General features: G+C 41.5%; 21 protein-coding genes. 12 read left to right on the forward strand and 9 right to left on the reverse strand.

Annotation, left to right across the window (positions count from 1 at the left end; all coding sequences use genetic code 11):
* Positions 1-77 precede the first annotated feature (77 nt).
* The 5 genes from AC1DV1_RS00825 (at position 78) to AC1DV1_RS00845 (ending at position 5,203) form a co-directional block, all read left to right on the forward strand.
* Entirely contained in the window at positions 78-662 is a 585-nt protein-coding gene (locus tag AC1DV1_RS00825) for an RNA polymerase sigma factor (protein ID WP_147055814.1), read from the forward strand.
* 277 nt (positions 663-939) lie between these two features.
* Complete coding sequence (locus AC1DV1_RS00830) at positions 940-1,083, forward strand: hypothetical protein (protein ID WP_158642931.1); 144 nt, start codon at positions 940-942, stop codon at positions 1,081-1,083.
* 292 nt (positions 1,084-1,375) lie between these two features.
* Positions 1,376-2,134 (forward strand): endonuclease III, encoded by a 759-nt coding sequence (nth, locus tag AC1DV1_RS00835; protein WP_477353863.1) that lies wholly within the window; start codon positions 1,376-1,378, stop codon positions 2,132-2,134.
* A 181-nt stretch (positions 2,135-2,315) separates the two neighbouring features.
* A complete protein-coding gene (gene recA / locus AC1DV1_RS00840; RefSeq protein ID WP_477353865.1) occupies positions 2,316-3,338 on the forward strand; it encodes a recombinase RecA in 1,023 nt (340 codons plus the stop codon).
* 230 nt (positions 3,339-3,568) lie between these two features.
* Positions 3,569-5,203 carry an ABC transporter substrate-binding protein gene (locus AC1DV1_RS00845; protein WP_477353867.1) on the forward strand — a complete coding sequence of 545 codons (1,635 nt, stop codon included), beginning with the start codon at positions 3,569-3,571 and terminating at the stop codon, positions 5,201-5,203.
* A gap of 24 nt (positions 5,204-5,227) precedes the next feature.
* On the opposite strand, the gene AC1DV1_RS00850 is transcribed toward AC1DV1_RS00845, so the two are convergent.
* The 4 genes from AC1DV1_RS00850 to AC1DV1_RS00865 form a co-directional block, all read right to left on the reverse strand.
* A complete protein-coding gene (locus AC1DV1_RS00850) occupies positions 5,228-5,554 on the reverse strand; it encodes a hypothetical protein (RefSeq protein WP_477353870.1) in 327 nt (108 codons plus the stop codon).
* A 157-nt stretch (positions 5,555-5,711) separates the two neighbouring features.
* Positions 5,712-7,979 (reverse strand): aconitate hydratase, encoded by a 2,268-nt coding sequence (locus AC1DV1_RS00855; RefSeq protein WP_477353872.1) that lies wholly within the window; start codon positions 7,977-7,979, stop codon positions 5,712-5,714.
* 299 nt (positions 7,980-8,278) lie between these two features.
* Entirely contained in the window at positions 8,279-8,653 is a 375-nt protein-coding gene (locus tag AC1DV1_RS00860; RefSeq protein WP_477353874.1) for a four helix bundle protein, read from the reverse strand.
* 151 nt (positions 8,654-8,804) lie between these two features.
* Entirely contained in the window at positions 8,805-9,431 is a 627-nt protein-coding gene (locus AC1DV1_RS00865; protein WP_477353876.1) for a polysaccharide deacetylase family protein, read from the reverse strand.
* Between the two features lie 94 nt (positions 9,432-9,525).
* Between AC1DV1_RS00865 and AC1DV1_RS00870 the strand changes: the two genes are divergently transcribed.
* The gene (locus tag AC1DV1_RS00870) at positions 9,526-10,974 is read left to right on the forward strand and encodes a TolC family protein (RefSeq protein ID WP_477353878.1); all 1,449 of its coding nucleotides are present in this window, start codon (positions 9,526-9,528) and stop codon (positions 10,972-10,974) included.
* A 39-nt stretch (positions 10,975-11,013) separates the two neighbouring features.
* A complete protein-coding gene (locus AC1DV1_RS00875; RefSeq protein ID WP_477353880.1) occupies positions 11,014-12,360 on the forward strand; it encodes an efflux RND transporter periplasmic adaptor subunit in 1,347 nt (448 codons plus the stop codon).
* Positions 12,361-12,546: 186 nt separating this feature from the next.
* Here AC1DV1_RS00875 and AC1DV1_RS00880 read toward each other — a convergent pair whose 3' ends face one another.
* The 4 genes from AC1DV1_RS00880 to AC1DV1_RS00895 form a co-directional block, all read right to left on the reverse strand.
* Positions 12,547-13,374: a type 1 glutamine amidotransferase gene (locus AC1DV1_RS00880; protein ID WP_477353882.1), complete on the reverse strand. Its 828-nt coding sequence runs from the start codon at positions 13,372-13,374 to the stop codon at positions 12,547-12,549.
* Positions 13,375-13,381: 7 nt separating this feature from the next.
* A complete protein-coding gene (locus AC1DV1_RS00885; protein ID WP_477353884.1) occupies positions 13,382-14,479 on the reverse strand; it encodes a carboxylate-amine ligase in 1,098 nt (365 codons plus the stop codon).
* Positions 14,480-14,685: 206 nt separating this feature from the next.
* Positions 14,686-15,777: an ATP-grasp domain-containing protein gene (locus AC1DV1_RS00890; RefSeq protein WP_477353886.1), complete on the reverse strand. Its 1,092-nt coding sequence runs from the start codon at positions 15,775-15,777 to the stop codon at positions 14,686-14,688.
* 118 nt (positions 15,778-15,895) lie between these two features.
* Positions 15,896-16,603 carry an alpha/beta fold hydrolase gene (locus AC1DV1_RS00895; RefSeq protein ID WP_477353888.1) on the reverse strand — a complete coding sequence of 236 codons (708 nt, stop codon included), beginning with the start codon at positions 16,601-16,603 and terminating at the stop codon, positions 15,896-15,898.
* A gap of 161 nt (positions 16,604-16,764) precedes the next feature.
* Here AC1DV1_RS00895 and AC1DV1_RS00900 point away from each other — a divergent pair, with 161 nt between their 5' ends.
* Positions 16,765-17,553 (forward strand): alpha/beta hydrolase, encoded by a 789-nt coding sequence (locus tag AC1DV1_RS00900; protein WP_477353891.1) that lies wholly within the window; start codon positions 16,765-16,767, stop codon positions 17,551-17,553.
* 11 nt (positions 17,554-17,564) lie between these two features.
* On the opposite strand, the gene AC1DV1_RS00905 is transcribed toward AC1DV1_RS00900, so the two are convergent.
* Positions 17,565-18,071 carry a hypothetical protein gene (locus AC1DV1_RS00905; protein ID WP_477353893.1) on the reverse strand — a complete coding sequence of 169 codons (507 nt, stop codon included), beginning with the start codon at positions 18,069-18,071 and terminating at the stop codon, positions 17,565-17,567.
* 110 nt (positions 18,072-18,181) lie between these two features.
* Between AC1DV1_RS00905 and typA the strand changes: the two genes are divergently transcribed.
* The 4 genes from typA to AC1DV1_RS00925 all read left to right on the forward strand — a co-directional run bounded on the left by typA (position 18,182) and on the right by AC1DV1_RS00925 (position 23,128).
* Complete coding sequence (gene typA / locus AC1DV1_RS00910; RefSeq protein ID WP_477353895.1) at positions 18,182-19,993, forward strand: translational GTPase TypA; 1,812 nt, start codon at positions 18,182-18,184, stop codon at positions 19,991-19,993.
* Between the two features lie 150 nt (positions 19,994-20,143).
* Positions 20,144-21,169 (forward strand): LamG-like jellyroll fold domain-containing protein, encoded by a 1,026-nt coding sequence (locus AC1DV1_RS00915; protein ID WP_477353897.1) that lies wholly within the window; start codon positions 20,144-20,146, stop codon positions 21,167-21,169.
* Positions 21,170-21,398: 229 nt separating this feature from the next.
* The gene (locus AC1DV1_RS00920; RefSeq protein WP_477353899.1) at positions 21,399-22,004 is read left to right on the forward strand and encodes a class I SAM-dependent methyltransferase; all 606 of its coding nucleotides are present in this window, start codon (positions 21,399-21,401) and stop codon (positions 22,002-22,004) included.
* A complete protein-coding gene (locus tag AC1DV1_RS00925; protein WP_477353901.1) occupies positions 22,004-23,128 on the forward strand; it encodes a glycosyltransferase in 1,125 nt (374 codons plus the stop codon). The genes AC1DV1_RS00920 and AC1DV1_RS00925 overlap by 1 nt, the downstream gene beginning before the upstream one ends.

The following is a 23,128-nucleotide window of genomic DNA, read 5'->3' on the forward strand; positions in this document are numbered from 1 at the left end:
CCCTAACAAAAACGCTATAGGAAATACTTTACTTTTCAAGAGTTTAACTAAAAATTAAGTTTAAAGTAGTACTTTCTATGGATTTTCAATTGAAGAGTGATCAGGATCTAATCCATCTATACATTGCCGGTGATGAAGCGGGGCTTGTAGAATTGATCAGGCGTTACCAATCAAAAATATACACCTCTGTTTACCTGCTGGTAAAAGATGAATACCTTGCCGAGGATATTTTTCAGGATACTTTTATAAAAGTAATAAATACCCTTAAAGCCGGAAAGTACAACGAAGAAGGCAAGTTTTTGCCCTGGGTTACCCGTATTGCACATAATTTGGTTATCGACCATTTTCGCCGCGAAAAGCGTGCGCCTATGGTGAGCAATGGCGACGACTTTGATATCTTTGAGGTGCTGGGTAACTACGATGAAAGCACTGAAGATAAGATGGTTAGGGAGCAAACTTATAAAGACCTTAAAGGCTTAATACAGCTTTTGCCATCTGAGCAAAAAGAGGTGCTGATTATGCGTCACTTTGGCGATATGAGCTTTAAAGAGATTGCCGATATTACCGACGTAAGCATCAACACCGCTCTTGGCCGTATGCGCTATGCGCTCAATAACCTGCGCAAAATGATGCAGGGCAGGGAGTTAAGCCTTAAAAATTAGTCGTTAAGCATTAATTAATAAGTTATTTTAATATTGAATCCGGTTGTTGATTAATTATCAATTAACCGAATTTTTTGCGCAAGTAACTTTATTAATCACATTTCCAGTTAATTAAATAATCAGGAAAAATTAATTAATAAAAAATATTTCATTTAATTTTCATCTAACAAAATATTATCTTTAAGCCACCGTTATAAATCGTATAAAAATTACAGTAATAAAGCTTATGGATGAAACCTTTACAAGAACGTTGAATGCTAATGCTAACCAAGCTGAAATGAACGATAATGTACATTTAAACCTGGACGCAGACGAGTTGATTTTTTACAATTCAATTCGCGCCGATTTGGACCTTTTGGCTAAGAAGCCCAAAGTGCAAACCATACACCAGATACTTGACTATTCGAAGAGCCTGCGTTAAGCATTGCACCCCCTCACTGGTTCATAGATCATAAATTGTTGATTACGGTACCCGATGTGAATCGATCCTGCCAAAAATCCGATAAATGATTTATGAACCTTTCTATTTTTATTAGTTCATTGGTTCATTGTCGCTGCGCTTGTTCATTAGTTCATTGGTGAATAGTTCAATAAATTTATATTTAGTGGTTTGCCAATTGCAATTTATTGAGCATAATTGCAGTATATTGGTTACAATATTTAATAAGCGCCGACACTAATAAATCGTGCAGCTACCAATGAACTAATGAACCATGTTAAAAGCCGACCGCTACAAACACTTTGTTGAATACTTTTCTAAAAATCAGCCTAACCCTGTTACCGAGTTACATTATGAAAACCCGTTCCAGTTATTGGTGGCGGTTATTCTGTCGGCGCAATGCACCGATAAACGCATTAACCAGGTAACGCCGGCGCTGTTTGAACGTTTCCCTACGCCTGAAGCATTGGCCGCATCAACACCCGAGGAGGTTTTTATTTATATCCGCAGTGTAAGCTATCCTAATAATAAGGCAAAGCACCTGGTGGGCATGGCCAAAATATTGGTAGATGTGTTTAACAGCGAGGTGCCATCGGGCATAGACAACCTGCAGAAGATGCCGGGCGTTGGCCGTAAAACCGCTAATGTTATTGCATCTGTAGTATTTGAAGAGCCGGCAATGGCGGTAGATACGCATGTTTTTAGAGTAGCCAACCGCATAGGTTTAACCAATAACGCAACTACGCCGCTGGCTGTTGAAAAGCAATTGATACAACACATTCCTAAAGAGCATATTGCCGTTGCCCATCACTGGCTAATATTGCATGGCAGGTACATTTGCGTAGCCCGCAGCCCCAAATGCGATATTTGCCCGCTCACCTGGTTTTGCAGGTATTATGAGCGAAACAATACAGAAACCGCTTTATTAAAAGCCGAGGCCGCAAAGATTAAAAAAGCCAAAGAAGCTAAGAAAAAGACCGCACTTAATAAGATCAGTAAGGAATTAAAGAAAAGGAGTGTGGAGAAAAGTTGAATAAGTTAGATTGAGTTGATTCAGTGAGTAGGTTTTGTTTCGATATATTTGATGTGGCTTAACGAGTTAAAACTTAATCAACCTAATCCAACTCAATCAACCACTCATCAATAAAAAATAATTACTAAAAAAATTAGTAATTCTAAATAATACATTTATATTTGCTAAAGATAATTTGAAGATGGCTAACACAGATAAAAATAACTCAGACAAATTAAAGGCATTACAGCTTACGCTGGATAAGCTTGAAAAATCATACGGAAAAGGCACCATCATGAAGTTGGGCGATTCTGTTATTGAGCCTACAGAGGTAATATCAACCGGCTCTTTGGGGCTCGACATCGCCCTGGGCGTTGGCGGCTTGCCTAAAGGCAGGGTTATTGAAATATATGGGCCGGAATCATCCGGTAAAACAACTTTGGCTATCCACGCCATTGCCGAGTCGCAAAAGAAAGGTGGCATAGCTGCATTTATTGATGCAGAGCATGCCTTTGATCGTTTCTACGCCAAAAAACTGGGTGTGGATGTAGAGAACCTGCTAATCTCGCAGCCGGATAACGGCGAGCAGGCATTGGAAATTGCCGATAACCTGATCCGTTCAGGCGCCATTGATATCCTGGTTATTGACTCTGTTGCCGCGTTGGTGCCAAAGGCCGAGATTGAAGGCGAAATGGGCGACTCAAAAATGGGCTTGCATGCACGTTTAATGTCGCAAGCCCTGCGTAAATTAACCGGTACCATCAGCAAAACAGGATGCTGCTGTATTTTCATCAACCAGCTGCGCGATAAAATAGGCGTAATGTTTGGTAACCCCGAAACTACTACCGGTGGTAACGCCTTGAAGTTTTATGCTTCGGTTCGTTTGGATGTACGCCGTATATCACAAATTAAGGATACCGATGAAGTTTCCGGTAACCGCGTAAAGGTGAAGATTGTTAAAAATAAAGTTGCGCCTCCGTTCCGTATTGCCGAGTTTGATATTATGTTTGGTGAAGGTATTTCTAAAGCCGGCGAAATTATCGACCTGGGTGTTGAATACAACATCATTAAAAAAGCAGGCTCGTGGTTTAGCTATGGCGATACCCGCTTAGGCCAGGGTCGCGATGCGGTTAAACAATTAATATTGGATAACCCCGAGCTGATGGAAGAACTGGAAACAAAAATTAAAGAAACAGTTACCGGCGAACATTTAGCTGAAGTTTAATTTTTGATTTCGGATTACGGAATTTCGATTTCGGATTTGACAGATATAAAAAGGCCTTCCATTTTGGAGGGCTTTTTTTTGGATTTTATTTAAACTGACAAGGGTGCCTTAACAAGCAGATTAAAACCACTCACCTAATCCAACTACTCACTATTTAAAAACTTCATCTTTAAGTAATAAATCACTAACTCCCCAAGTCGCTAATTCAATAATTATTACATTAGCTTTTGATGAATAAACTGGTCTTATTGCTGTTTTTGGGATTGATGATCCAGCTTTCTGCTTGCTCTTCAAAATCTGCAAATTCGCATAAAACAGTTTTCAATATCAACCTGGAGGAAGGCCTCACCTCGCTCGATCCTGCTTTTTGCCGTAACCACTATACCATTTGGATGGATAACCAGGTTTTTAACGGGCTGGTGCAGGTTAACGACAGTTTAAAAGTTACGCCGTGCATTGCAAAAAGCTGGGATGTGTCTGCTGATGGATTGCTGTATACATTTCACCTGCGCAATGATGTTTATTTTCACGATGATCCGCATTTTAAAAACGGAGTAGGCCGAAGGGCTCTGGCATCTGATTTTGTTTACAGTTTCGGCAGATTGATAGATCCTAAAGTTGCCTCATCGGGCTCCTGGATTTTTAGCGATAAAGTAAAGGGCTGCGATGCCTTTACAGCGCCTAATGATAGTACGTTCCAGATCAGGCTGAAGCAGCCTTTCGCGCCTTTTTTAAGCATGCTTACCGCGCAATATTGCTCGGTTGTACCTAAGGAGGTTGTTGAGTTTTATGGCAAAGATTTCAGGAGCCACCCTATAGGCACCGGCCCATTCAGGTTTAAGTATTGGAAAGAGGGGGAGGTACTTGTACTGCTTAAAAACGATAAGTATTGGGAAATGGATAAAAATGGCAGGCATCTGCCGTACCTGGATGCCGTAAGGGCTACATTTATTGCCGATAAACAAACATCATTTTTAGAGTTTGTAAAAAAGAAGCTCGATTTTTTGAATGATATCGACGGTAGCTATCGCGATGATATCCTTACCAAATCGGGCGCGGTAACACAAAAGTATAAAGGTAAATTCATTTTAAATACGGCACCCTACCTAAATACCATGTACCTCGGTATTTTGGTCGACAGTAATTTGGCCATCGTCAAAAAATCGCCGCTGAAAATATTGAAAGTGAGGCAGGCGATAAACTACGCTATTGACCGCCAAAAGATGATTAAATACCTGCGCAATAGCATGGGAACCCCCGGTTATGCAGGCTTTATCCCCCAGGGTATGCCGGGTTTTGATGGTAAATGTGTTAAGGGGTACTCTTACGATCCTGATAAAGCGCGGCGACTATTAGCCGAAGCTGGTTTTCCCGACGGTAAGGGGTTGCCCGAAATATCATTGGCTACTACCGTAGGCTATCGCAGCCTGATTGAATATGTGCAAGGTCAGCTGGATAGGATAGGCATTAAAACCAGCGTAGAAATTACCCAGGGCGCCAGCCTGCGGGAGCTGGTGTCAAAAAATGGCATCAACTTTTTTTACGGCCAATGGATAGCAGATTATCCGGATGGTGAAAATTATCTGTCGGTTTTTTATTCAAAAAATAAAATTCCTTTTGGCCCCAACTATACCGGCTTTAACAATAAAAAATTTGATGCATTGTTTGAGCAAACCTACCAGGTAAAAAATGATTCGGCCCGCTATGCCATTTACCAGCAAATGGATAACCTGGTAATGGAGCAATCGCCTGTGGTGGTTTTGTACTATGATAAATTGGTAAACCTTTACCAGAATAATATATCTGGCTTTAGTTTAAACGGGCAAAACTTGTTGGTGTTGAAGAGGGTGGTGAAAGCCCCCTAACCCCCTGAAGGGGGAACACCTGTTTTACTTATCTGTATACTTCAACGCATCGGCAGTTACGATAGCTGCTTGCGAGTCTTTTGAATTATCAGTCCCCAAAATAACTACGGCATCGGCACCTACAGTTTTTGCGTAATCAGAGAGCTTGCGTTTTACTTCCTCCTGGTCAAGAAAGTTTTGACAGGTTAAATGACCTATAACCTTGTATACGTGCTTAACGTCGTGGGCAGAATAATAGATCTCTATTGATGTTGTTGGTGGAAGCCTGTCACCAAAATAGGTAACGGGGATAATTGCACAAGATGAAATTAGCAGCAAAATAACTGCAATAAGTAAAACATGATTTTTCATAGCCGGATTGTTTAGATGTACGACTAATGTAGCTCCTGCCGGTTTATTCCATATTAAGTAAAAGTGATATTACAATAAAGATTAAAACAAAAAAGCCTCCCCAAAGGGAGGCTCATATAATTAGCTTTCAGCTTTAACCTTTCGGCTTTTAGTCTTATTAAGATGTCATTTGTTTACGAATGATGTTTAACGCGCCACCTGCTTTAAACCACTCAATTTGCTGAGCGTTGTAAGTATGGTTAACCGGGAACGATTCAACCGAGCCATCTTTGTGGTTTAACACAACGGTTAACTGTTTGCCAGGGGCAAATTCTGTTAAGCCGGTGATGTCGATAGTGTCATCTTCCTGAATCTTGTCGTAATCGTTATTATCAGCAAAGGTGATACCCAGCATACCTTGTTTTTTAAGGTTGGTTTCGTGGATACGGGCAAATGATTTTACCAATATAGCACGTACACCAAGGTGACGTGGCTCCATAGCAGCGTGCTCACGTGATGAACCTTCGCCATAGTTTTCGTCGCCTACTACTATGGATCCAATACCGTTTGCTTTGTAATCACGTTGAGTAGCTGGTACTGGTCCGTACTCGCCAGTCAGTTCGTTTTTAACGCTATCGGCGGTGTTGTTAAAATAATTGATAGCGCCAATCAACATATTGTTTGATATGTTATCCAGGTGGCCACGGAATTTTAACCATGGGCCAGCCATCGAGATATGGTCGGTAGTACATTTGCCTTTGGCTTTAATCAGCAATTTAAGGCCTTTAAGGTCTGTACCTTCCCATGCGGCAAACGGCTCCAATAACTGTAAACGAGCTGATTTTGGATCAACCAAAACCTGTACCTGGCTGCCATCTTCGGCAGGGGCCTGGTAGCCGGCATCTTCAACAGCGTAACCCTTAACCGGCATTTCTATACCCAGCGGCTCATCAAGTTTAACTTGCTCGCCATTAATGTTGGTTAAAGTATCGGTAAGTGGGTTAAAAGTTAAATCGCCTGCAATAGCCAAAGCTGTTACAATTTCTGGCGATGCTACAAACGCGTGGGTGTTAGGGTTGCCATCCTGGCGTTTAGCAAAGTTGCGGTTAAACGATGTGATGATGGAGTTTTTGCGTGTTGGATCGTCGGTATGACGGGCCCATTGACCAATACATGGTCCACAAGCGTTTGCCAATACCACACCGCCCATTTGTGCAAAGGTATCAAGGTAACCGTCACGGTCAACCGTATAACGCACAAGCTCCGATCCCGGGGTGATAGTAAATTCGGCTTTGGTAGTAAGGTGTTTATCGATAGCCTGTTTTGCAATAGATGCAGAACGGGTAATATCTTCGTAAGATGAATTGGTACATGAGCCAATTAAGCCAACTTCTAATTTTGCAGGCCAGTTGTTTTCTTTAACAGCCGTAGCAAATTTAGATATAGGCCATGCCAAATCCGGGGTGAAGGGGCCGTTAATATGTGGCTCCAACTCCGAAAGGTTAATTTCGATAACCTGGTCAAAGTATTGCTCAGGATTAGCGTATACCTCGTCATCGCCGGTTAAGTGTTCGGCAATGGCGTTAGCTAACTCAGCAATGTCGCCACGTTTTGTACCTGTTAAATAGGTAGCGATTTTTTCATCGTAACCAAAAACCGAGGTGGTTGCACCAATTTCGGCACCCATGTTGCAGATGGTACCTTTACCTGTTGCAGAAAGTGAACGTGCACCTTCGCCAAAATATTCAACAATAGCACCGGTACCACCTTTTACAGTAAGGATACCTGCTACTTTTAATATAACGTCTTTAGCTGATGACCAGCCAGATAATTTACCGGTTAATTTAACACCAATCAGTTTAGGGAATTTAAGCTCCCATGGTAAACCTGCCATAACATCGCAGGCATCGGCACCGCCAACACCAATAGCTATCATACCTAAACCACCCGCGTTTGGCGTGTGCGAATCGGTACCAATCATCATACCACCGGGGAACGCGTAGTTTTCTAACACTACCTGGTGAATGATACCGGCTCCGGCCTTCCAGAAACCAATACCATATTTGTCAGATACTGAAGCCAGGAAATCATAAACCTCGCGGTTAATGTCAACGGCGGTATGTAAATCGGCAACGGCGCCAACTTTTGCTTGTATAAGGTGATCGCAATGTACGGTAGATGGAACAGCAACCTGCGGACGGCCGGCCTGCATAAACTGCAATAAAGCCATTTGCGCTGTTGCATCCTGCATAGCCACGCGGTCTGGTGCAAAATCAACGTAATCCACACCGCGGCCAAACGCTGTTTTGGCGTCGCCTTCTGAAAGGTGGGCGTATAAAATTTTCTCGGTTAAAGTAAGATGTTTACCAGTCGCTTTGCGGGCAGCATCCACGCGGGTGCTGTAGCGGTCGTAAACTTTTTTGATCATATCTAAATCAAAAGCCATTTGTATTTGATTTTTAGGTGAAAAGTAAAAGAAATTGACACTAAAATTGATTGTCAGAAACTTAGTGCGGCGAATTTACAAAATATAACATCTAATTAATAATCAAGGTTTCGTCAATTCTTATTTGGATAGGTTCTAAATAGGTTGGCGGTTGATTGGGTTGGATTGGGTTGGATTGGGTTGGATTGAGTTGATTGGGTTGGAATAAGTTGATTGAGTTGGTTCGGGTTGGTTGATTGGGTTGGATTGCTTAGGTTAAATGAAAATGAATCTACAACCTAATCAACTTAATCAACCACTCAACTTAACTCGTCATTCTTTTTCTTTTTGATGAAAAAGATGTAGCCGTTTAATAATTTAAGACATTGATCGTAGTCATTTTGAAACGATTTAAATACCGCGTCATCAATGTAGTTTTCATCTCTTGCAATAATCATGTGATCAAGCGTTTCTGAAAGTGAGCCACGGGCGATGATGCAAAAACGGATATTATCCTGAAAATGGAAACGTCCATGGCCTTCGGCAATGTTATTACCTATTGATCTCGAACATCGAATTATTTGATCGGTTAATCTGAATTTTTCCTCATTTGGAAAACTTTTGACAAGGTTAGAAATCAGCATCCGTATTTTTCGGGCCTGCTTCCAAGTTTCCAGTTCAGTAAATGATGCCATTTAATTAATGTTTTGTTTTTGTACAACCACTTCTTTATAGTTAATTTTCAACCTATTCAACCTATTCAACCTATTCAACCTATTCAACCTATTCAACCTATTCAACCTATTCAACCTATTCAACCTATTCAACCTATTCAACCTAGTCAACTCAATCCAACCCAATCAACTCAAAACTATACCCTTCCTTACTCCAAATTTCCATCGCCCTTGGTAAAACATATTCCAACCTATCAAAGGCCTTCAAACTATCATGAAATACAACTATTGAACCCGCTTCGGTATACTTCATAACGTTCTTTAGGCAATCCTCCGGCTTTAGTTTGATGTCAAAATCGCCACTCAGCACATCCCACATGACGATTTTGATGTCGGGCTTAACAGATTTTAAATCTTTTACCTGTTGTTTTTTGATGCGGCCGTAAGGTGGCCGAAATAAATTAGTGTGGAGTATTTTATCTGCCGAGAGAAAATTATCAAGGTAAGTTTTGTTATCAGTTTTCCATCCTTTAAGGTGGTTGTAGGTATGGTTGCCAATAGCATGCCCATCGTTGATAACCTGCTTAAAAATATCAGGATGTTTGCCTACATTGTCGCCAATACAAAAGAACGTTGCTTTGGCATTGTACTGTTTTAAAATATTTAAAACAAATGGTGTAACAATAGGTATGGGTCCATCGTCAAAAGTGAGATAAATACAACGGTTAGTTTGGTTTACATTCCAAATAAGCTCGGGGTAAAGCTTTTTTAGCAGCCAGGGAGTTTTAACCAGGTACATATTCAAAACAAAAGTTAATGTTAAATTTTCCGGTAGATAGAAAACAACACCGCAAGGTAGTAATCAGTTGCTTACCATTGTATAGAAAAACCTTATGAAACTAAAATTTATACCATCTTTTAAAGCTACTGTAATTTGCGCCATCCTGTTTTCGTCGTTAAGCTTCCGGGCTAATGCGCAGGAGGTAATATCGTTGCAAAAGGCTGTTGATCTGGCCCTGGAGCGTAACCTTACCATCAAACAATCGCAGTTTACCGAGGCTTTGGATGATGAGACTTTAAAACAGTCGAAATATAATCAGCTCCCAAATCTTACGGCAGGTCCGCAGGCATCATTTAACTTCGGCCGTAACATCGACCCCTCTACCAACCAGTTCATCAATCAGCGCATTTTTGCATTGAATGGTACCATACAAACGCAGGTAACCTTGTTTCAGGGTGGCCAGTTGCGCAATACTATCATTCAGAACCGTTTATTGCTTGATGCTGATAAAACCGCTACTGCAAAAGTACGGAACGACCTTATTTTAAATGTGGTTACAACTTATTTACAGGTATTAACCAACCAGGATTTGGTAAAAGCCGCTCAGCAGCAAATAGATGTATCTAAAATTACTTTAGACAGGGCACAAAAGAACTTTGATGTTGGCAACCAAACACTGGCAGATTTATCGCAGGCCAAAGCAACCGTGTCTACAGCCGATTTGAATTATACCAATGCTCAAAATGCCTATGAAATTTCGTTGCTTACTTTAAAGCAATACATGGAAATGACTCCGCAAACGGATATCGTAGTTGAGAAACCGGATATCAGCAAACTGACAGACATTCAAACATTATATAACGCGGAAGAAGTTTTAAAAACCGCCGAATTGGTTAACCCGGATTTATTGCTTGCCGAGCAACGGGAGAAAGCCACCCAGCAGGGAATAAAAATAGCCCAGGGTAATTATTATCCAAGCGTGGTGTTGTTTGGCCAGTTAGGCTCAAATTATTCAGACGCGCGTACTTTATTGGGAGGGATAACACCTACCGGCAGGATAGATACAATCGGTTTTGTTAATGGCAACCGTAACCAACCGGCTACACTACCACAATATGCCGCTGTATATAATAAGTATCCGTTTTTTAAACAGCTGAGCGATAACTTTAACCAATCGGTAGGGGTTAGCTTACAGATACCCATTTTTAACCGTTTTAGCTCACGTACGTCGGTACGCAAAGCAAAAATACAATATGAAAACGCTAAGGTAACCACACAGCTTGCCCGTAATAACCTGAGCAAGATTATTTACCAGGCGGTATTGGATGTAAAAGCTGCCGAAAAATCATACCTGTCATATACGCAAACATACCAGGCCAATAAAGAAGCCTTTAATATTATACAACAGCGTTATAATGTTGGTTTGGTAAATTCGCTTGACTATAATACATCATTAACCAACCTCAATAAATCGCAGTTTGACATGATCAACGCGCAATATATGGTTGTGTTTAGGGCGAAAGTGATTGATTACTACCTGGGCAAACAAATATCATTGTAAATAAAAAAACTAAAACCGTAAATATCCAAACTCATAATCATGGGAAAAACTACTAAATATATTCTGATAGGACTTGGCTCGCTGATTGTTCTGCTGATCATTGCCAAAGCAACCGGCCTTATTGGTAAGCCGCCTTTAACGCAGGTTGCTACCGAAAAAGCTGATACACGCGTTATTAACGAAACCGTATCTGCCAGCGGTAAAATAAAACCGCATATCGAAGTTAAAATAAGCCCCGAAGTATCTGGTGAGGTTGTTGAATTACCTATCAAAGAAGGTGATGTGGTGAAAAAAGGGCAATTACTTTGTAAAATCCGTCCTGATATATTAAAGTCGGGTTATGATAGGGCTATTGCATCATACAATACTCAGAAAGCCAGTGTAGGTAACTCTGGCCAGATGTTGAAACAGGCAGAGGCCACCTTTAACAACCAGGCAGGTATTTTTAAACGCAGCGAAGAGCTTTATAAAAACAAAGTGCTTACCGTATCTGAATATGAAAATGCTAAAGCTGCATTCGAAGGCGCTAAAGCTTCGTATGAAGCCGCCAAACAAAATGTTATCGGCTCGCAATATGGTTTGGCACAGTCATCGGCTTCGGTAAAAGAAGCGCAGGATAACCTGGCTAAAACAACCATTTACTCGCCGGTTGATGGCGTAGTATCAAAACTGTCTATTGAGTTGGGCGAGCGTGTTTTAGGTACCCAGCAATTTGCAGGTACCGAGATCATGACGATATCTGACCTAAGCAAAATGGATGTTAACGTTGATGTGAACGAAAACGATATTAATCGCATTTCGTTAGGCGATTCATCAAATATCGAGATTGACGCGTTTTTGGGTAAGAAATTTACCGGTGTTGTATCTGAAATAGGAAGCTCGGCCAATGTGGTTGGTACCACTGCCGACCAGGTGACTAACTTTACCGTTAAAGTACGCATCAATGCAGATTCATACATGTCGTTATTGAAAAAAACGGCAGATAACCCTTCACCTTTCCGCCCCGGATTAACAGCTACAGTTGATATCAATACCAACCAGGTAAAATCATTATCGGTACCTATTCAATCGGTAACCACCCGCGAGGAGAAAAAAGACCAGAACGGGCCGCCTAAAAAAGACGACGACAAGAGTAAGCCATCAATTACACAACCATCAAAAGAATATGTTTTTGTGTTAACTGCGGGTAACAAACTAAAACAAGTACAGGTTACTACAGGTATCCAGAATGATTCTTATATCCAGATATTGAGCGGGCTTAAAGGTGGCGAGGAAGTAGTATCAGCCCCTTATGCTGCCATCACTAAAACGCTGGCCGATGGGATGATTATTGAAAAAGTTGATAAAGCGAAGTTGTTTAATGCTGATAACAGCAAGAGCAACTAAGCAGAAGATATTTGATATTAACAAAGCCGCAGGACCATTAGGTTGCGGCTTTGTTGTTTTTATGGGACTTCGGATTTTTAATTATGTGGCGTTGACCCATAACCGGTTTGAAAACTATTCCGGCTATCATTCTGCATGAGAACTCTTTAAAGGAATTATCGTGCCATTACTACGAAAATACAAACACTACAACCCCTGCAAACTCAATACAGCCTGATCTAAAAAGTTAGGGATCAGCGTCTGTTGGGTGTGGCTAATTTTGTCAGGGTCGGCAAGGTGGCTTAGCATTTCCTTGTATTTTACGTCGCCATGCTCATTAATTACTTCATCTTTTTTGTCTTCCTTTAAAAGCAGGTTTTTCATGCCATTGGCATCCGCTTCGGGATGAAACTGGGTAGCAAGGGAGTACTCGTCAAAACGAATGGCCATCATGGCCCGTTGCAAATCAATATGCGGGCGCTCTTTTTCGATAGCCACCAGCTGCATATTCAATTCTTTAAACCGGTTTTCGTTCGGATTGATCACCTGCCAGCTTCTGGAGTCAACTGCGTAAAATGGTTCGGCAAGGCCTTCAAACAAGGGTTCGGTTAAACCAGCCCCGGTTTTATTTACCGGCAACACACCAAATGATGGCGAACGGCGGGTATTGATATCCCCCAGCTCGTATTTACGACACATCAATTGGAAAGAGTGACAAACATAAAAAGCATGCTTTTTATCGGTAGTGTTGGATAAGTTATGATCTTCGAGCCTGTCTGTCAGCCTGAAATATTTCTTTTCCCATTCTGTGCCTTCATGTAAAGGGCTGCCGGGCCCCCCGCTTGATATGTAAATATCAAAATCAAGCCCCGGCACCTCGCATCCCCTGCGAACGTCAAAGATTTTATAGGTGATATTTAAATCGTGTTGTGCTTTATATCTTTTTAAAATATCCTGGAAACCGCGCATCCCCTCATTCGCTATCCCATCATACAAATCAAGTATGGCTACCTTTATTTCCGGTTTCGTTGTCATTCTGTCGTTATAGTCCCTTTAGTGTTTGCGAGGTGATGTAATCAACCACATCCGCAAAGTTATTATTTTGCTGGTAAATGGCCAGCTGCCTGTCGGCCCCGGTACCGGTTTCCAGTATTTTGTGTACATATTGCAGGTCATCGCGCGAACCTAAATCGTCAACTACATCGTCCACAAAATCTAAAAGCTCCAAAACTAACGACCGGGTGTTTACCTCCATCTCCTTACCAAAATCAATCATTTTGCCATCGATGCCGTAACGGGCGGCCCGCCATTTATTTTCATTAATAAGTGCCCGCGAGTAGGTTATAAACTTCATATTTTGCTGACGCAGCTTATATAATTTGGCACACAACGCCTGGAAAAGTGCTGCGAATGCAATAGTTTCATCAACAAGCATAGGGCAATCGCAAATACGGAATTCGATGGTTTCGAAGAATGGGTGAACCCGGATATCCCACCAGATTTTTTTAGCGTTATCGATGCAGTTGGTTTTTACCAATAGCTTGATATAATTGTCATACTCTTCGATACTGCTGAAATAATCGGGAATACCGGTACGCGGAAATTTATCAAATACCTTGGTACGAAACGATTTGAACCCGGTATTACGCCCTTCCCAAAAAGGCGAATTGGTTGATAAGGCATACACGTGCGGTAAAAAATACCGCACCTGGTTGGCAATGTGGATAGCCATATCCCGCGATTGGATGCCCACATGCACGTGTAAACCAAAAATAAGGTTGGAGCGGGCAGCCTCCTGCATCTCATCTACAATCTCGAAATAACGTGGATGATCTGTGATGAGCTGATGTTGCCAGTGCGAAAACGGGTGCGTTCCCGCTGCACCAATGCGCAAGCCAATATCGCCGGCAAGCATGGCCACGGTTGTGCGCAGTTTGCTTACCTCTTTGCGGGCTTCGGTGGTATTATGGCAAATATGCGTGCCTACCTCCACAACCGCCTGGTGCATTTCGGCCTTGACCTGGTCTTCGTGGATTTTTTGCGCGCTGTCCACAATTCTCTGCTCATGCGATTTTAGCTCCCTGGTTACGGGGTCAATCACCATAAATTCTTCTTCAACACCTAAGGTAAACTTGTTCATAATTGGTTAGGTTAAATACATTCAGTTTCTATGCTGAATGTTTCCGTGTATTCGCTTCTATACTAATAAACAAATTGTCATTTCGAACGAACAAGGGCTGGCCGCGAGCATTAGCGTGAGGAGAAATCTTACACGCTATGCAATTCACGGAGCACCGTTGTATAGCGTATAAGATTTCTCCTCGTACCTCGTCGAAATGACAAACGTTATTTTTTGGCTTTCTTGGGCTCTTCTACTTTCTTCGCCTTCACCACCCTCTCCTTCTTCACTTTCCCCTCAGCCTCAATAGCATGTTCAACTACACCCACGGATACATCCACTTTAGCCGGTTTTACTTTCGCACCTACCAGTGGTGTTTTGGCGGCCGATGTTTTTACAAACTCGCCCCAGGTAAGGTTGTCTAAACCGTCCTTTTGTTTTTTTGCGCGTTCAATGGCGTAATCAGCGGCGGTTTCAACCACCCATTCAAAGTTGTCCTGGCCTACGCTGGTCACTTCGGCATCAGGGGCCGGGTTACAAAAATCAATAGCGTAAGGGATGCCGTCGCGAATGGCAAATTCCACGGTATTAAAATCATAACCTAAAAACTGGTTAAGTTTTATTACATAATCCTTAACGGTATCCAACAGTTTTTTTGCTGCCGGGGCTTTGCCGTGCTCGTAACGCAAGTGATGCGGGTTGCGCGGCTCGTATTGCATAATGCGTACGTGCTTGCCGCCAATGCAGTAACAGCGAAAGTAATCGTCAAAAACAACCTCTTCCTGCAACATCATTACATACTGCTTGGTTTTGTTGTACTTATCAAAAAAATCCTCTTTATCGTCCAGCTTATAAACCTCTTTCCAGCCGCCGCCATCAAAGGGTTTCATGTAGGCCGGGAAACCAACATAGTTAAAAATACCATTCCAATCCAACGGGTAGGCCAGGTTGCGGAACGATTTGTCGGTAGTGTCATCTGGTAAATCTTTTGAAGGCAATATCACTGTTTTTGGCACCGGCACACCAATTTTTACAGCCAGCGCGTTATTAAAAAACTTTTCATCGGCGCTCCACCAAAATGGGTTGTTAATAACGGCAGTGCCGCAAATGGCCGCGTTTTTTAATGCAGCCCGATAAAAAGGAACATCCTGCGAAATGCGGTCGATAATTACAGCATAGTCCAATGGTTCGGCCTGCATTACTTTATCAATGCGGACAAACTCCGCCGATATATTTTTTTCAGCTTTCTGGTTTATCCTATCCACAAAAGCCTGTGGGAACGAATTTTCCTGTCCGAATAAGATGCCTATTTTTTTCATAGTGTTTTGTTTTCGGTTGCCGGTTGCGAGTTGCCGGGTTCCGGATGTTTTTATGTAGATTTTAAGTTTTAGATAGTATTGTTTTTCTGTCTTGATTCCTGACTCTTAATTCTTGATTCTACTTTATTGTTGACAAATAATGCGGAAACATCTCCTTCCAAATTGGCCAGTCGTGGCTGGCATTCGGGCGGATATCTAACCAATGGTTAATACCTTTTTTGTTTAATATGTTTGATAGCTGTATATTATAATCTTTACAAATGTCGTGCTCAGATGTGCCCAGGATGATGTTGATGTTCCATAGGTCGCCCGCGTTGCTGCCTGGCAAATAATCTACCGGGTTGTTGTAAAAAATATCATCGTTATAAAAGCCGTCGGTAAACATTTTAATGTCAAAGGCGCCGCCCATGGTAAAAAGGTGTGCCACTTTCTCGGGGTGTTTAAATGCAAAGTTTGCTGCATGGTAACCGCCAAAACTGCATCCGGCAACTGCTACTTTACCAATGCCGGTTTCGTGCATGGCCCAGGGCGCCAGCTCATGTAAAAGCATTTTATCGTACCAACTGTAATTACGGGCACGGTCGGCCGGGTGGATGCCTTTATCATACCATGTTCTGTCGTCCAATGTATCGGGGCAGTAAATCTTTACCAGGCCCTGGTCTACAAACCATTTTACGCTATCAATCAGGCCAAAATCCTTGTTTTGGTGATAGCGGCCCTTGGTAGTAGGGAATAGTATAACAGGAAATCCGCGATCGCCAAATACCAGCATTTCTACATGCAGGTTTAGGTTTGGCGAGTACCAGCGATGATATTTTTCTATCAAAATGGGCAGTTTAAGTTTTAATTGATGTAAGTTAAGTGGTTTAACTGAAAAAGGCAACTAACTGATAAATTAATACGTTAGCGTAATAATTTGAAAACATAGCGTACTTTTGTGCCCTTTAAAATTAACATAAGATGAATTGGGGCTGGGTCGAAACTGAAATGACGATAATAGAAAAAACGATAACGATAAATTCTGCCCTGCTCAAAAGAGAGGTATTATGTACACTATTAATACCCGATGAACAGGAAATTGCAGAGCCGTTAAACCTGTTATTGCTGAACGATGGACAGGAGCTGGAAAACCTGGCACTTAACCAAACACTTGAGCAACTATATAACACCAACCGCATAAAACCATTGTTGGTGGCAGCCATACATGCCGGTGAAGACCGCCTGCAGGAATATGGCGTAGCCAGCCGGCCCGATTTTAAAAAGCGGGGCGCTAAAGCTGATATTTATACTCAATTTATTATAACTGAATTACTGCCGCAGATAAAAACCGAAACAGGTATTTACGAATTTGAAAGTGCAGCCTTTGCCGGTTTTTCTTTAGGCGGATTATCGGCATTTGATATCTGCTGGAATAACGCCGATACCTTTGATAAGGTAGGGGTATTTTCAGGTTCGTTTTGGTGGAGAAGTAAGGACTTGGCTAAAGGGTACACAGATAGCGACCGGATTGCGCATGCTTTAATCAGAGAAACCGAAGGTAAACCCTGTTTAAAGTTCTGGTTGCAAACAGGCACCAAAGATGAAACCAGCGACAGGAACAAAAATGGCATTATTGATGCTATTGACGATACTATAGACCTGGTTAAGGAACTGGAGGCAAAAGGCTACTCGCGTCCTGCGGATATTCAGTATGTTGAAGTTGTTGGAGGTACCCATAACACCGAAACCTGGGGTAGGGTAATGGGTAAGTTTTTGTGCTGGGCGTTTGGTAGGTGAATTTGCAGTAATTAACTGCTTAATATAATGGATGCAAAGTAATCGGCTGTTAGATTTGTAGTCGTGTTGTTTTTTATGATGGTTGATAGGCTGTACATTTTGTTGCCAATCAAAATCATAAATATGGTGTATTTGTTATTTAAATTATCTGTTCCCGATGTGGTATAACTGGTGAAGCCTTTCCATGTGCCTATCTTAAAGTCTTCCAGATTTACGTTCGGCAAACTTTTACTCATTCCTTCCTTAAGTTGTGCGGCAAATTGAGGCGTGGCTTTAAACGGAGCCAGGGCTGTAGAGTCAATATGGGCCACTTCTTCAAAATCAACAATGGTGAATACAAATACATTGCTGCTATCTTTAAGTGTGGCGCCGTAAGTGCCTTTAATTAGTTCTTTAGGTTCAGTAGGAAATTTTACAGAGATACGGTTATCAGCTTTGTGGGTTATCCAGTTGGTTTGCGCTTTTAGCATATTTCCAATAAGCATTATTGGAAATAGCAGGAATATAATTTTTTTCATTCGTGTTCCAAATGTCAGTAAAAAATAATTAAATACCCAATAACTTGACTGCGTTTTAAAATCTCATATATTAAACGTACCTTTGCGCCAAATTTATAGGGGCATATTTCATGCAAAAAATAAGAAACATTGCGATCATCGCACACGTTGACCACGGTAAAACTACATTGGTTGACAAAATTTTACACAGTTGCGCCATCTTTCGTGATGGTCAGGAAACTGGTGAATTAATATTGGACAACAATGACCTGGAACGTGAGCGAGGTATCACCATCGTATCAAAAAACGTTTCGGTAAGGTATAAAGACGTTAAGATAAACATTATCGATACTCCTGGTCACGCCGATTTTGGTGGCGAGGTTGAGCGTGTATTGAAAATGGCGGATGGTGTATTACTACTTTGCGATGCTTTTGAAGGCGCTATGCCTCAAACCCGCTTTGTAACCCAAAAGGCTTTGGCTTTAGGCTTAAAACCAATTGTGGTTGTAAACAAAGTAGATAAAGAAAACTGCCGTCCTGAAGAAGTTTACGAACAGATCTTCGAATTATTCTTCAACCTTGAAGCAACTGAAGATCAACTGGATTTCCCGGTTATCTACGGTTCGTCAAAACAAGGCTGGATGAGCACCGATTGGAAAACACCTACCGAGGATATTTTTCCGTTAATGGATGCCATATTGGCTAACATTCCTCCCGCGCCTATTGCCGACGGTACCTTACAAATGCAGATCACCTCTTTGGATTATTCTTCATTTGTAGGCCGTATCGCTATCGGTCGTGTGGCACGTGGTACCATCAAAGAAAACCAGCCGGTATCTTTGGTAAAACGCGATGGCACCATCCAAAAATCAAGAATTAAAGAACTGTATACTTTTGAAGGTTTAGGTAAAGTACGTGCAACAGAAGTTAGCTCGGGCGATATCTGCGCTGTAGTTGGTATCGAAGGTTTTGATATTGGCGATACCATTGCCGATTTTGAAAAACCAGAGCAACTGGCAGTTATCAAAATTGATGAGCCAACCATGAACATGTTGTTCACCATCAATACTTCACCTTTCTTTGGTAAAGAGGGTAAATTTGTTACATCGCGCCACTTACGCGACCGTTTGTACAAAGAGATGGAAAAAAACCTGGCGCTTAAGGTTGTTGAAACCGAATCGCCTGACTCATACCTGGTGTATGGTCGTGGTATTCTCCATTTATCAGTACTTATCGAGACCATGCGTCGCGAAGGTTACGAATTGCAGGTAGGTCAGCCACAGGTTATCGTTAAAGAAATTGACGGTGTTAAATGCGAGCCGGTTGAAACCCTTATTGTTGATGTACCGGGCGATGTTGCCGGTAAAGTAATTGAATTGGTAACGCAACGCAAAGGCGACCTGTTGGTGATGGAACCTAAAGGCGATTTACAACACCTTGAATTTGATATCCCGGCACGTGGTATCATTGGCTTACGTAACAACGTATTAACTGCTACGGGTGGCGAGGCTATTATGGCACACCGCTTTAAAGCATACGAGCCATGGAAGGGTACTATTCCTGGCCGTTTAAATGGTGTATTGGTATCTATGGATACAGGTAAAACCACTGCTTTCGCAATTGATAAATTACAGGATCGTGGCAGGTTCCACGTTGATCCGGGAGTTGATATTTACGAAGGACAGGTATTAGGCGAGCACATTCGCGATAACGATTTGGTTATTAACTTAACCAAAGGCAAGCAGTTAACCAACATGCGTGCATCAGGTAGCGATACCAACGTGAGGATTGCACCAGCCATTAAATTCTCGTTAGAAGAATCAATGGAGTACATTCAGGCCGATGAGTACATCGAAGTAACGCCGCAAAGCATCCGTTTACGTAAAATCTATCTGAACGAAAACGAGCGTAAAATTAACGCCAAGAAATTTACAAGCCAATAATCAGGTAAGTAAATTACAATATAGAGCCCTTCGGTAATTCCGGAGGGCTTTTTTATTGCGATAGTAATATATTTTGCCGATAGCCGATTATTATTTATTTTTAGACAATAAAAATTAACTAAATAAATTACTACTTACCCAAACCTTATTATGAAAAGACTTTACTTTTTATTAATACCATTATTTGCTGTGCTTTACAGCAGTTGTACAAAAATTCAAGACGACGGGCCGGCACCAGATCCGCTTCAGGGCTTATTGTTAACCGATACCCTTACTATGTATACCGGCAATGTTGTAAAACTGAATGTTACGGTTACCCCTACATCGTATGATACTACCAAACTGGTATGGAAATCATCAGATACCTCTGTAATTTCTGTTACTAATCGGGGTGTTATCACAGCAAAAAACGAAGGGACGTCGCAGATCTCGTTGAGTAATGTGGCGGAAACCAAAAGCGTAAGCTGTTTGGTAACTGTTAAGGATAGTTTAAAGGTGGGGTTAATTGCTTATTATCCGTTTAATAATAGTGCTAATGATTTCTCGGGGCATAATTATAATGGAACAGCGCACGATATTACCAGTGTTGCTGACAGATTTGGAAAACCAAACTCAGCTTATAACTTTAACGGTATCAGCAGTTATATAACAGTTGCTGATAAACAGGCTTTAAGGCTTAACAGTACGAATTTTACAATTAATTATTGGATTAACTTGGATAATTACAGTTCTTCATATGGTACTACGGTATTCAGCAAACGCGCGGTAGGTAATCAGCAAGGATGGATAACCGGTGTTGGCGGTGTTTTAAATGCAGGTTCAATAGTAGGCAAATCAGGTACTATAACTTATAATGTATCGGGCGGTGGTGATCCGTTTGCTTATGGTCAGTTGGTATGTGGTATAAGTGCGTGGCACATGCTTACAGTAGTATATAATTATGATTCAAGCCAGGTTGCTTTATATGTGGATGGTGTTTTTGACAGGATATCTGAAAATATCCCTACACCAAATGCTGACATTAACACTAATCTGTATATAGGGGCTGATAGCCAGGGATTAGGCAATCCAAGTAGTCAGGCTTATCTTATGAAAGGTGGTTTAGACGATATGAGGATTTACAAAAGGGTTTTAAATGCTCATGAGATCCATAAGCTATTCGTGGCAACTAAATAATTGCCAAACCGCGATATAAAAACAGGTCTGTGTTAGGATAAACACAGGCCTGTTTTATTTTATAAAGCTTACGGGGCAGTAATACAGGCCGGTCTTAATGTTTACATTAACGTATTAAAATAAAAAAATTAAATTTGCGGTTATGAATAGCAATAGCCGGCTTAATCCCACCTTGTTTTCTACCAGATATGTTCATTTAACAAAGTTGCGTGATGCCACTTTAAAGATAATGCAGGAATTAACTGCCGGTAGCAATAAACTGCAACTTATTGATTTTGGCTGTGGCGACATGCCGTACCGCTCAGTTATAGAGCCAATGGTAGGTAAATACATTGGTGTGGACCTCGATCTAAACCCTTTGGCAGATTATCATATTGATTATGATAGCAAAACAACTTTGCCCGATAATTATTGCGATATCATTTTATCTAACCAGGTATTGGAGCATGTTGATTCTCCCCACAGTTATCTTTCTGAGGCTTTGCGCCTTTTAAAACCCGGTGGGAAAATTATCCTTACTACCCACGGGTATTGGTATTATCACCCCACACCGTATGATTACTGGAGGTGGACAAGTGCCGGATTAAGGAAGACAATCGAAGCCGAAGGTTTTGAGGTGGAGTCTTTCCATGGTATAATGGGCCTTGCTGCAAGCGGTATTCAGCTTTTTCAGGATGCCATCCTTTTAAAGTTACCTAAGTTTTTGGTGCCGCCTTTTGCGTTTGTGATGCAAAGCTTTATTCGGCTGTTTGATAAAATACACTCGCAGGCGCAACGCGACCGTGATGCCTCCCTATATGTAGTTGTAGCTCAAAAAAGCAAGGGTGCCGTGTAATGGATGCATTTAATCTTTGTATTATAAAGCCGAACAAAGACGCTTTTTCTGAAACATTCGTACAGGAACACATTGACAGATTGCCTGGTAATAAAAAAGTGTTGTACGGAGGTGCTTTTCCTGTTTATGACCACGAAGGAAAGTTTCTTATCCGGTCCAAACTTGGATTGTTAAGTTATTTAATACAAAAAAGGTTATTTAAAAAAAAGAGTATCCGGGTGCGTACGATAGCCTTGGTTAACTACCTGAAAAAGGAAAAAATCGATGCCGTATTTGCGGAATATGGAATGGTAGGGGCTATGGTGACCGAAGCTTGTAAACTTGCGAATGTACCATTAACTACGCATTTTCATGGTGCCGATGTTTACCACAGGGAAACGGTAAAAAGCTACCGCAAGCTTTATAATAAATTGTTTGAATACGGAAGTGCGTTTATATCCGTATCTGCAGATATGGTGATTGATTTAATCAATCTGGGGGCACCCGCAGGTAAAATAACCAATGCTTCCTGTGGAGTTGATACCATTAAGTTTCCTCAACTAAATATTGCCGGAACAAAAAGGAATTTTTTGGCTGTTGGGCGCTTTGTAGAAAAGAAATCGCCTCAATCGGTAGTGAGGGCTTTTAAATTGGTGGCTGACAAATTTCCCGACGCGAAACTTTGGATGGTTGGCCAGGGCCCCTTGTTTGAGGAAACCCAATCATTAGTAAAAGAATTGGGGCTTGAGGAGCAAATATCACTAACCGGGGTGTTGAAAACCGACCAGATCAAAGCGTTAATACAGCAGTCACGATGTTTTGTTCAACACTCGGTAACAGCTGCTAACGGCGATAAAGAAGGTACTCCGGTAACTATTTTAGAAGCGGGTTCTTCTGGTTTGGCTATTGTAAGTACACAGCATACCGGCATAAAGGAAGCGGTTATTAACGGGGAAACAGGCTTTCTGATTGCTGAACATGATATAGAAGGGATGGCTACCTGCATGATGAGAATTGCAGAAGATATTGAACTTGCAGCCTCGCTTGGGGCAAAGGAGGCAACCCATATCCGCAATAATTATGATATTAGGGACAGAATAAAAACACTTACCGGAATAATAAAGCAATCAATAAAAAAAGACTAA

It is taken from the genome of Mucilaginibacter sp. P4_D1 (assembly GCF_056401935.1).

What these genes read in the sequence shown, in the direction of transcription:
- AC1DV1_RS00905 (WP_477353893.1), bottom strand. Translation starts at nt 18,071, where the DNA reads ATGAAAAAAATTATATTCCTGCTATTTCCAATAATGCTTATTGGAAAT.
- recA (WP_477353865.1), top strand. Translation starts at nt 2,316, where the DNA reads ATGGCTAACACAGATAAAAATAACTCAGACAAATTAAAGGCATTACAG.
- AC1DV1_RS00830 (WP_158642931.1), top strand. Translation starts at nt 940, where the DNA reads ATGAACGATAATGTACATTTAAACCTGGACGCAGACGAGTTGATTTTT.
- AC1DV1_RS00875 (WP_477353880.1), top strand. Translation starts at nt 11,014, where the DNA reads ATGGGAAAAACTACTAAATATATTCTGATAGGACTTGGCTCGCTGATT.
- nth (WP_477353863.1), top strand. Translation starts at nt 1,376, where the DNA reads ATGTTAAAAGCCGACCGCTACAAACACTTTGTTGAATACTTTTCTAAA.
- AC1DV1_RS00860 (WP_477353874.1), bottom strand. Translation starts at nt 8,653, where the DNA reads ATGGCATCATTTACTGAACTGGAAACTTGGAAGCAGGCCCGAAAAATA.
- typA (WP_477353895.1), top strand. Translation starts at nt 18,182, where the DNA reads ATGCAAAAAATAAGAAACATTGCGATCATCGCACACGTTGACCACGGT.
- AC1DV1_RS00825 (WP_147055814.1), top strand. Translation starts at nt 78, where the DNA reads ATGGATTTTCAATTGAAGAGTGATCAGGATCTAATCCATCTATACATT.
- AC1DV1_RS00880 (WP_477353882.1), bottom strand. Translation starts at nt 13,374, where the DNA reads ATGACAACGAAACCGGAAATAAAGGTAGCCATACTTGATTTGTATGAT.
- AC1DV1_RS00850 (WP_477353870.1), bottom strand. Translation starts at nt 5,554, where the DNA reads ATGAAAAATCATGTTTTACTTATTGCAGTTATTTTGCTGCTAATTTCA.
- AC1DV1_RS00885 (WP_477353884.1), bottom strand. Translation starts at nt 14,479, where the DNA reads ATGAACAAGTTTACCTTAGGTGTTGAAGAAGAATTTATGGTGATTGAC.
- AC1DV1_RS00865 (WP_477353876.1), bottom strand. Translation starts at nt 9,431, where the DNA reads ATGTACCTGGTTAAAACTCCCTGGCTGCTAAAAAAGCTTTACCCCGAG.
- AC1DV1_RS00845 (WP_477353867.1), top strand. Translation starts at nt 3,569, where the DNA reads ATGAATAAACTGGTCTTATTGCTGTTTTTGGGATTGATGATCCAGCTT.
- AC1DV1_RS00920 (WP_477353899.1), top strand. Translation starts at nt 21,399, where the DNA reads ATGCAGGAATTAACTGCCGGTAGCAATAAACTGCAACTTATTGATTTT.
- AC1DV1_RS00900 (WP_477353891.1), top strand. Translation starts at nt 16,765, where the DNA reads ATGACGATAATAGAAAAAACGATAACGATAAATTCTGCCCTGCTCAAA.
- AC1DV1_RS00925 (WP_477353901.1), top strand. Translation starts at nt 22,004, where the DNA reads ATGGATGCATTTAATCTTTGTATTATAAAGCCGAACAAAGACGCTTTT.
- AC1DV1_RS00915 (WP_477353897.1), top strand. Translation starts at nt 20,144, where the DNA reads ATGAAAAGACTTTACTTTTTATTAATACCATTATTTGCTGTGCTTTAC.
- AC1DV1_RS00890 (WP_477353886.1), bottom strand. Translation starts at nt 15,777, where the DNA reads ATGAAAAAAATAGGCATCTTATTCGGACAGGAAAATTCGTTCCCACAG.
- AC1DV1_RS00870 (WP_477353878.1), top strand. Translation starts at nt 9,526, where the DNA reads ATGAAACTAAAATTTATACCATCTTTTAAAGCTACTGTAATTTGCGCC.
- AC1DV1_RS00855 (WP_477353872.1), bottom strand. Translation starts at nt 7,979, where the DNA reads ATGGCTTTTGATTTAGATATGATCAAAAAAGTTTACGACCGCTACAGC.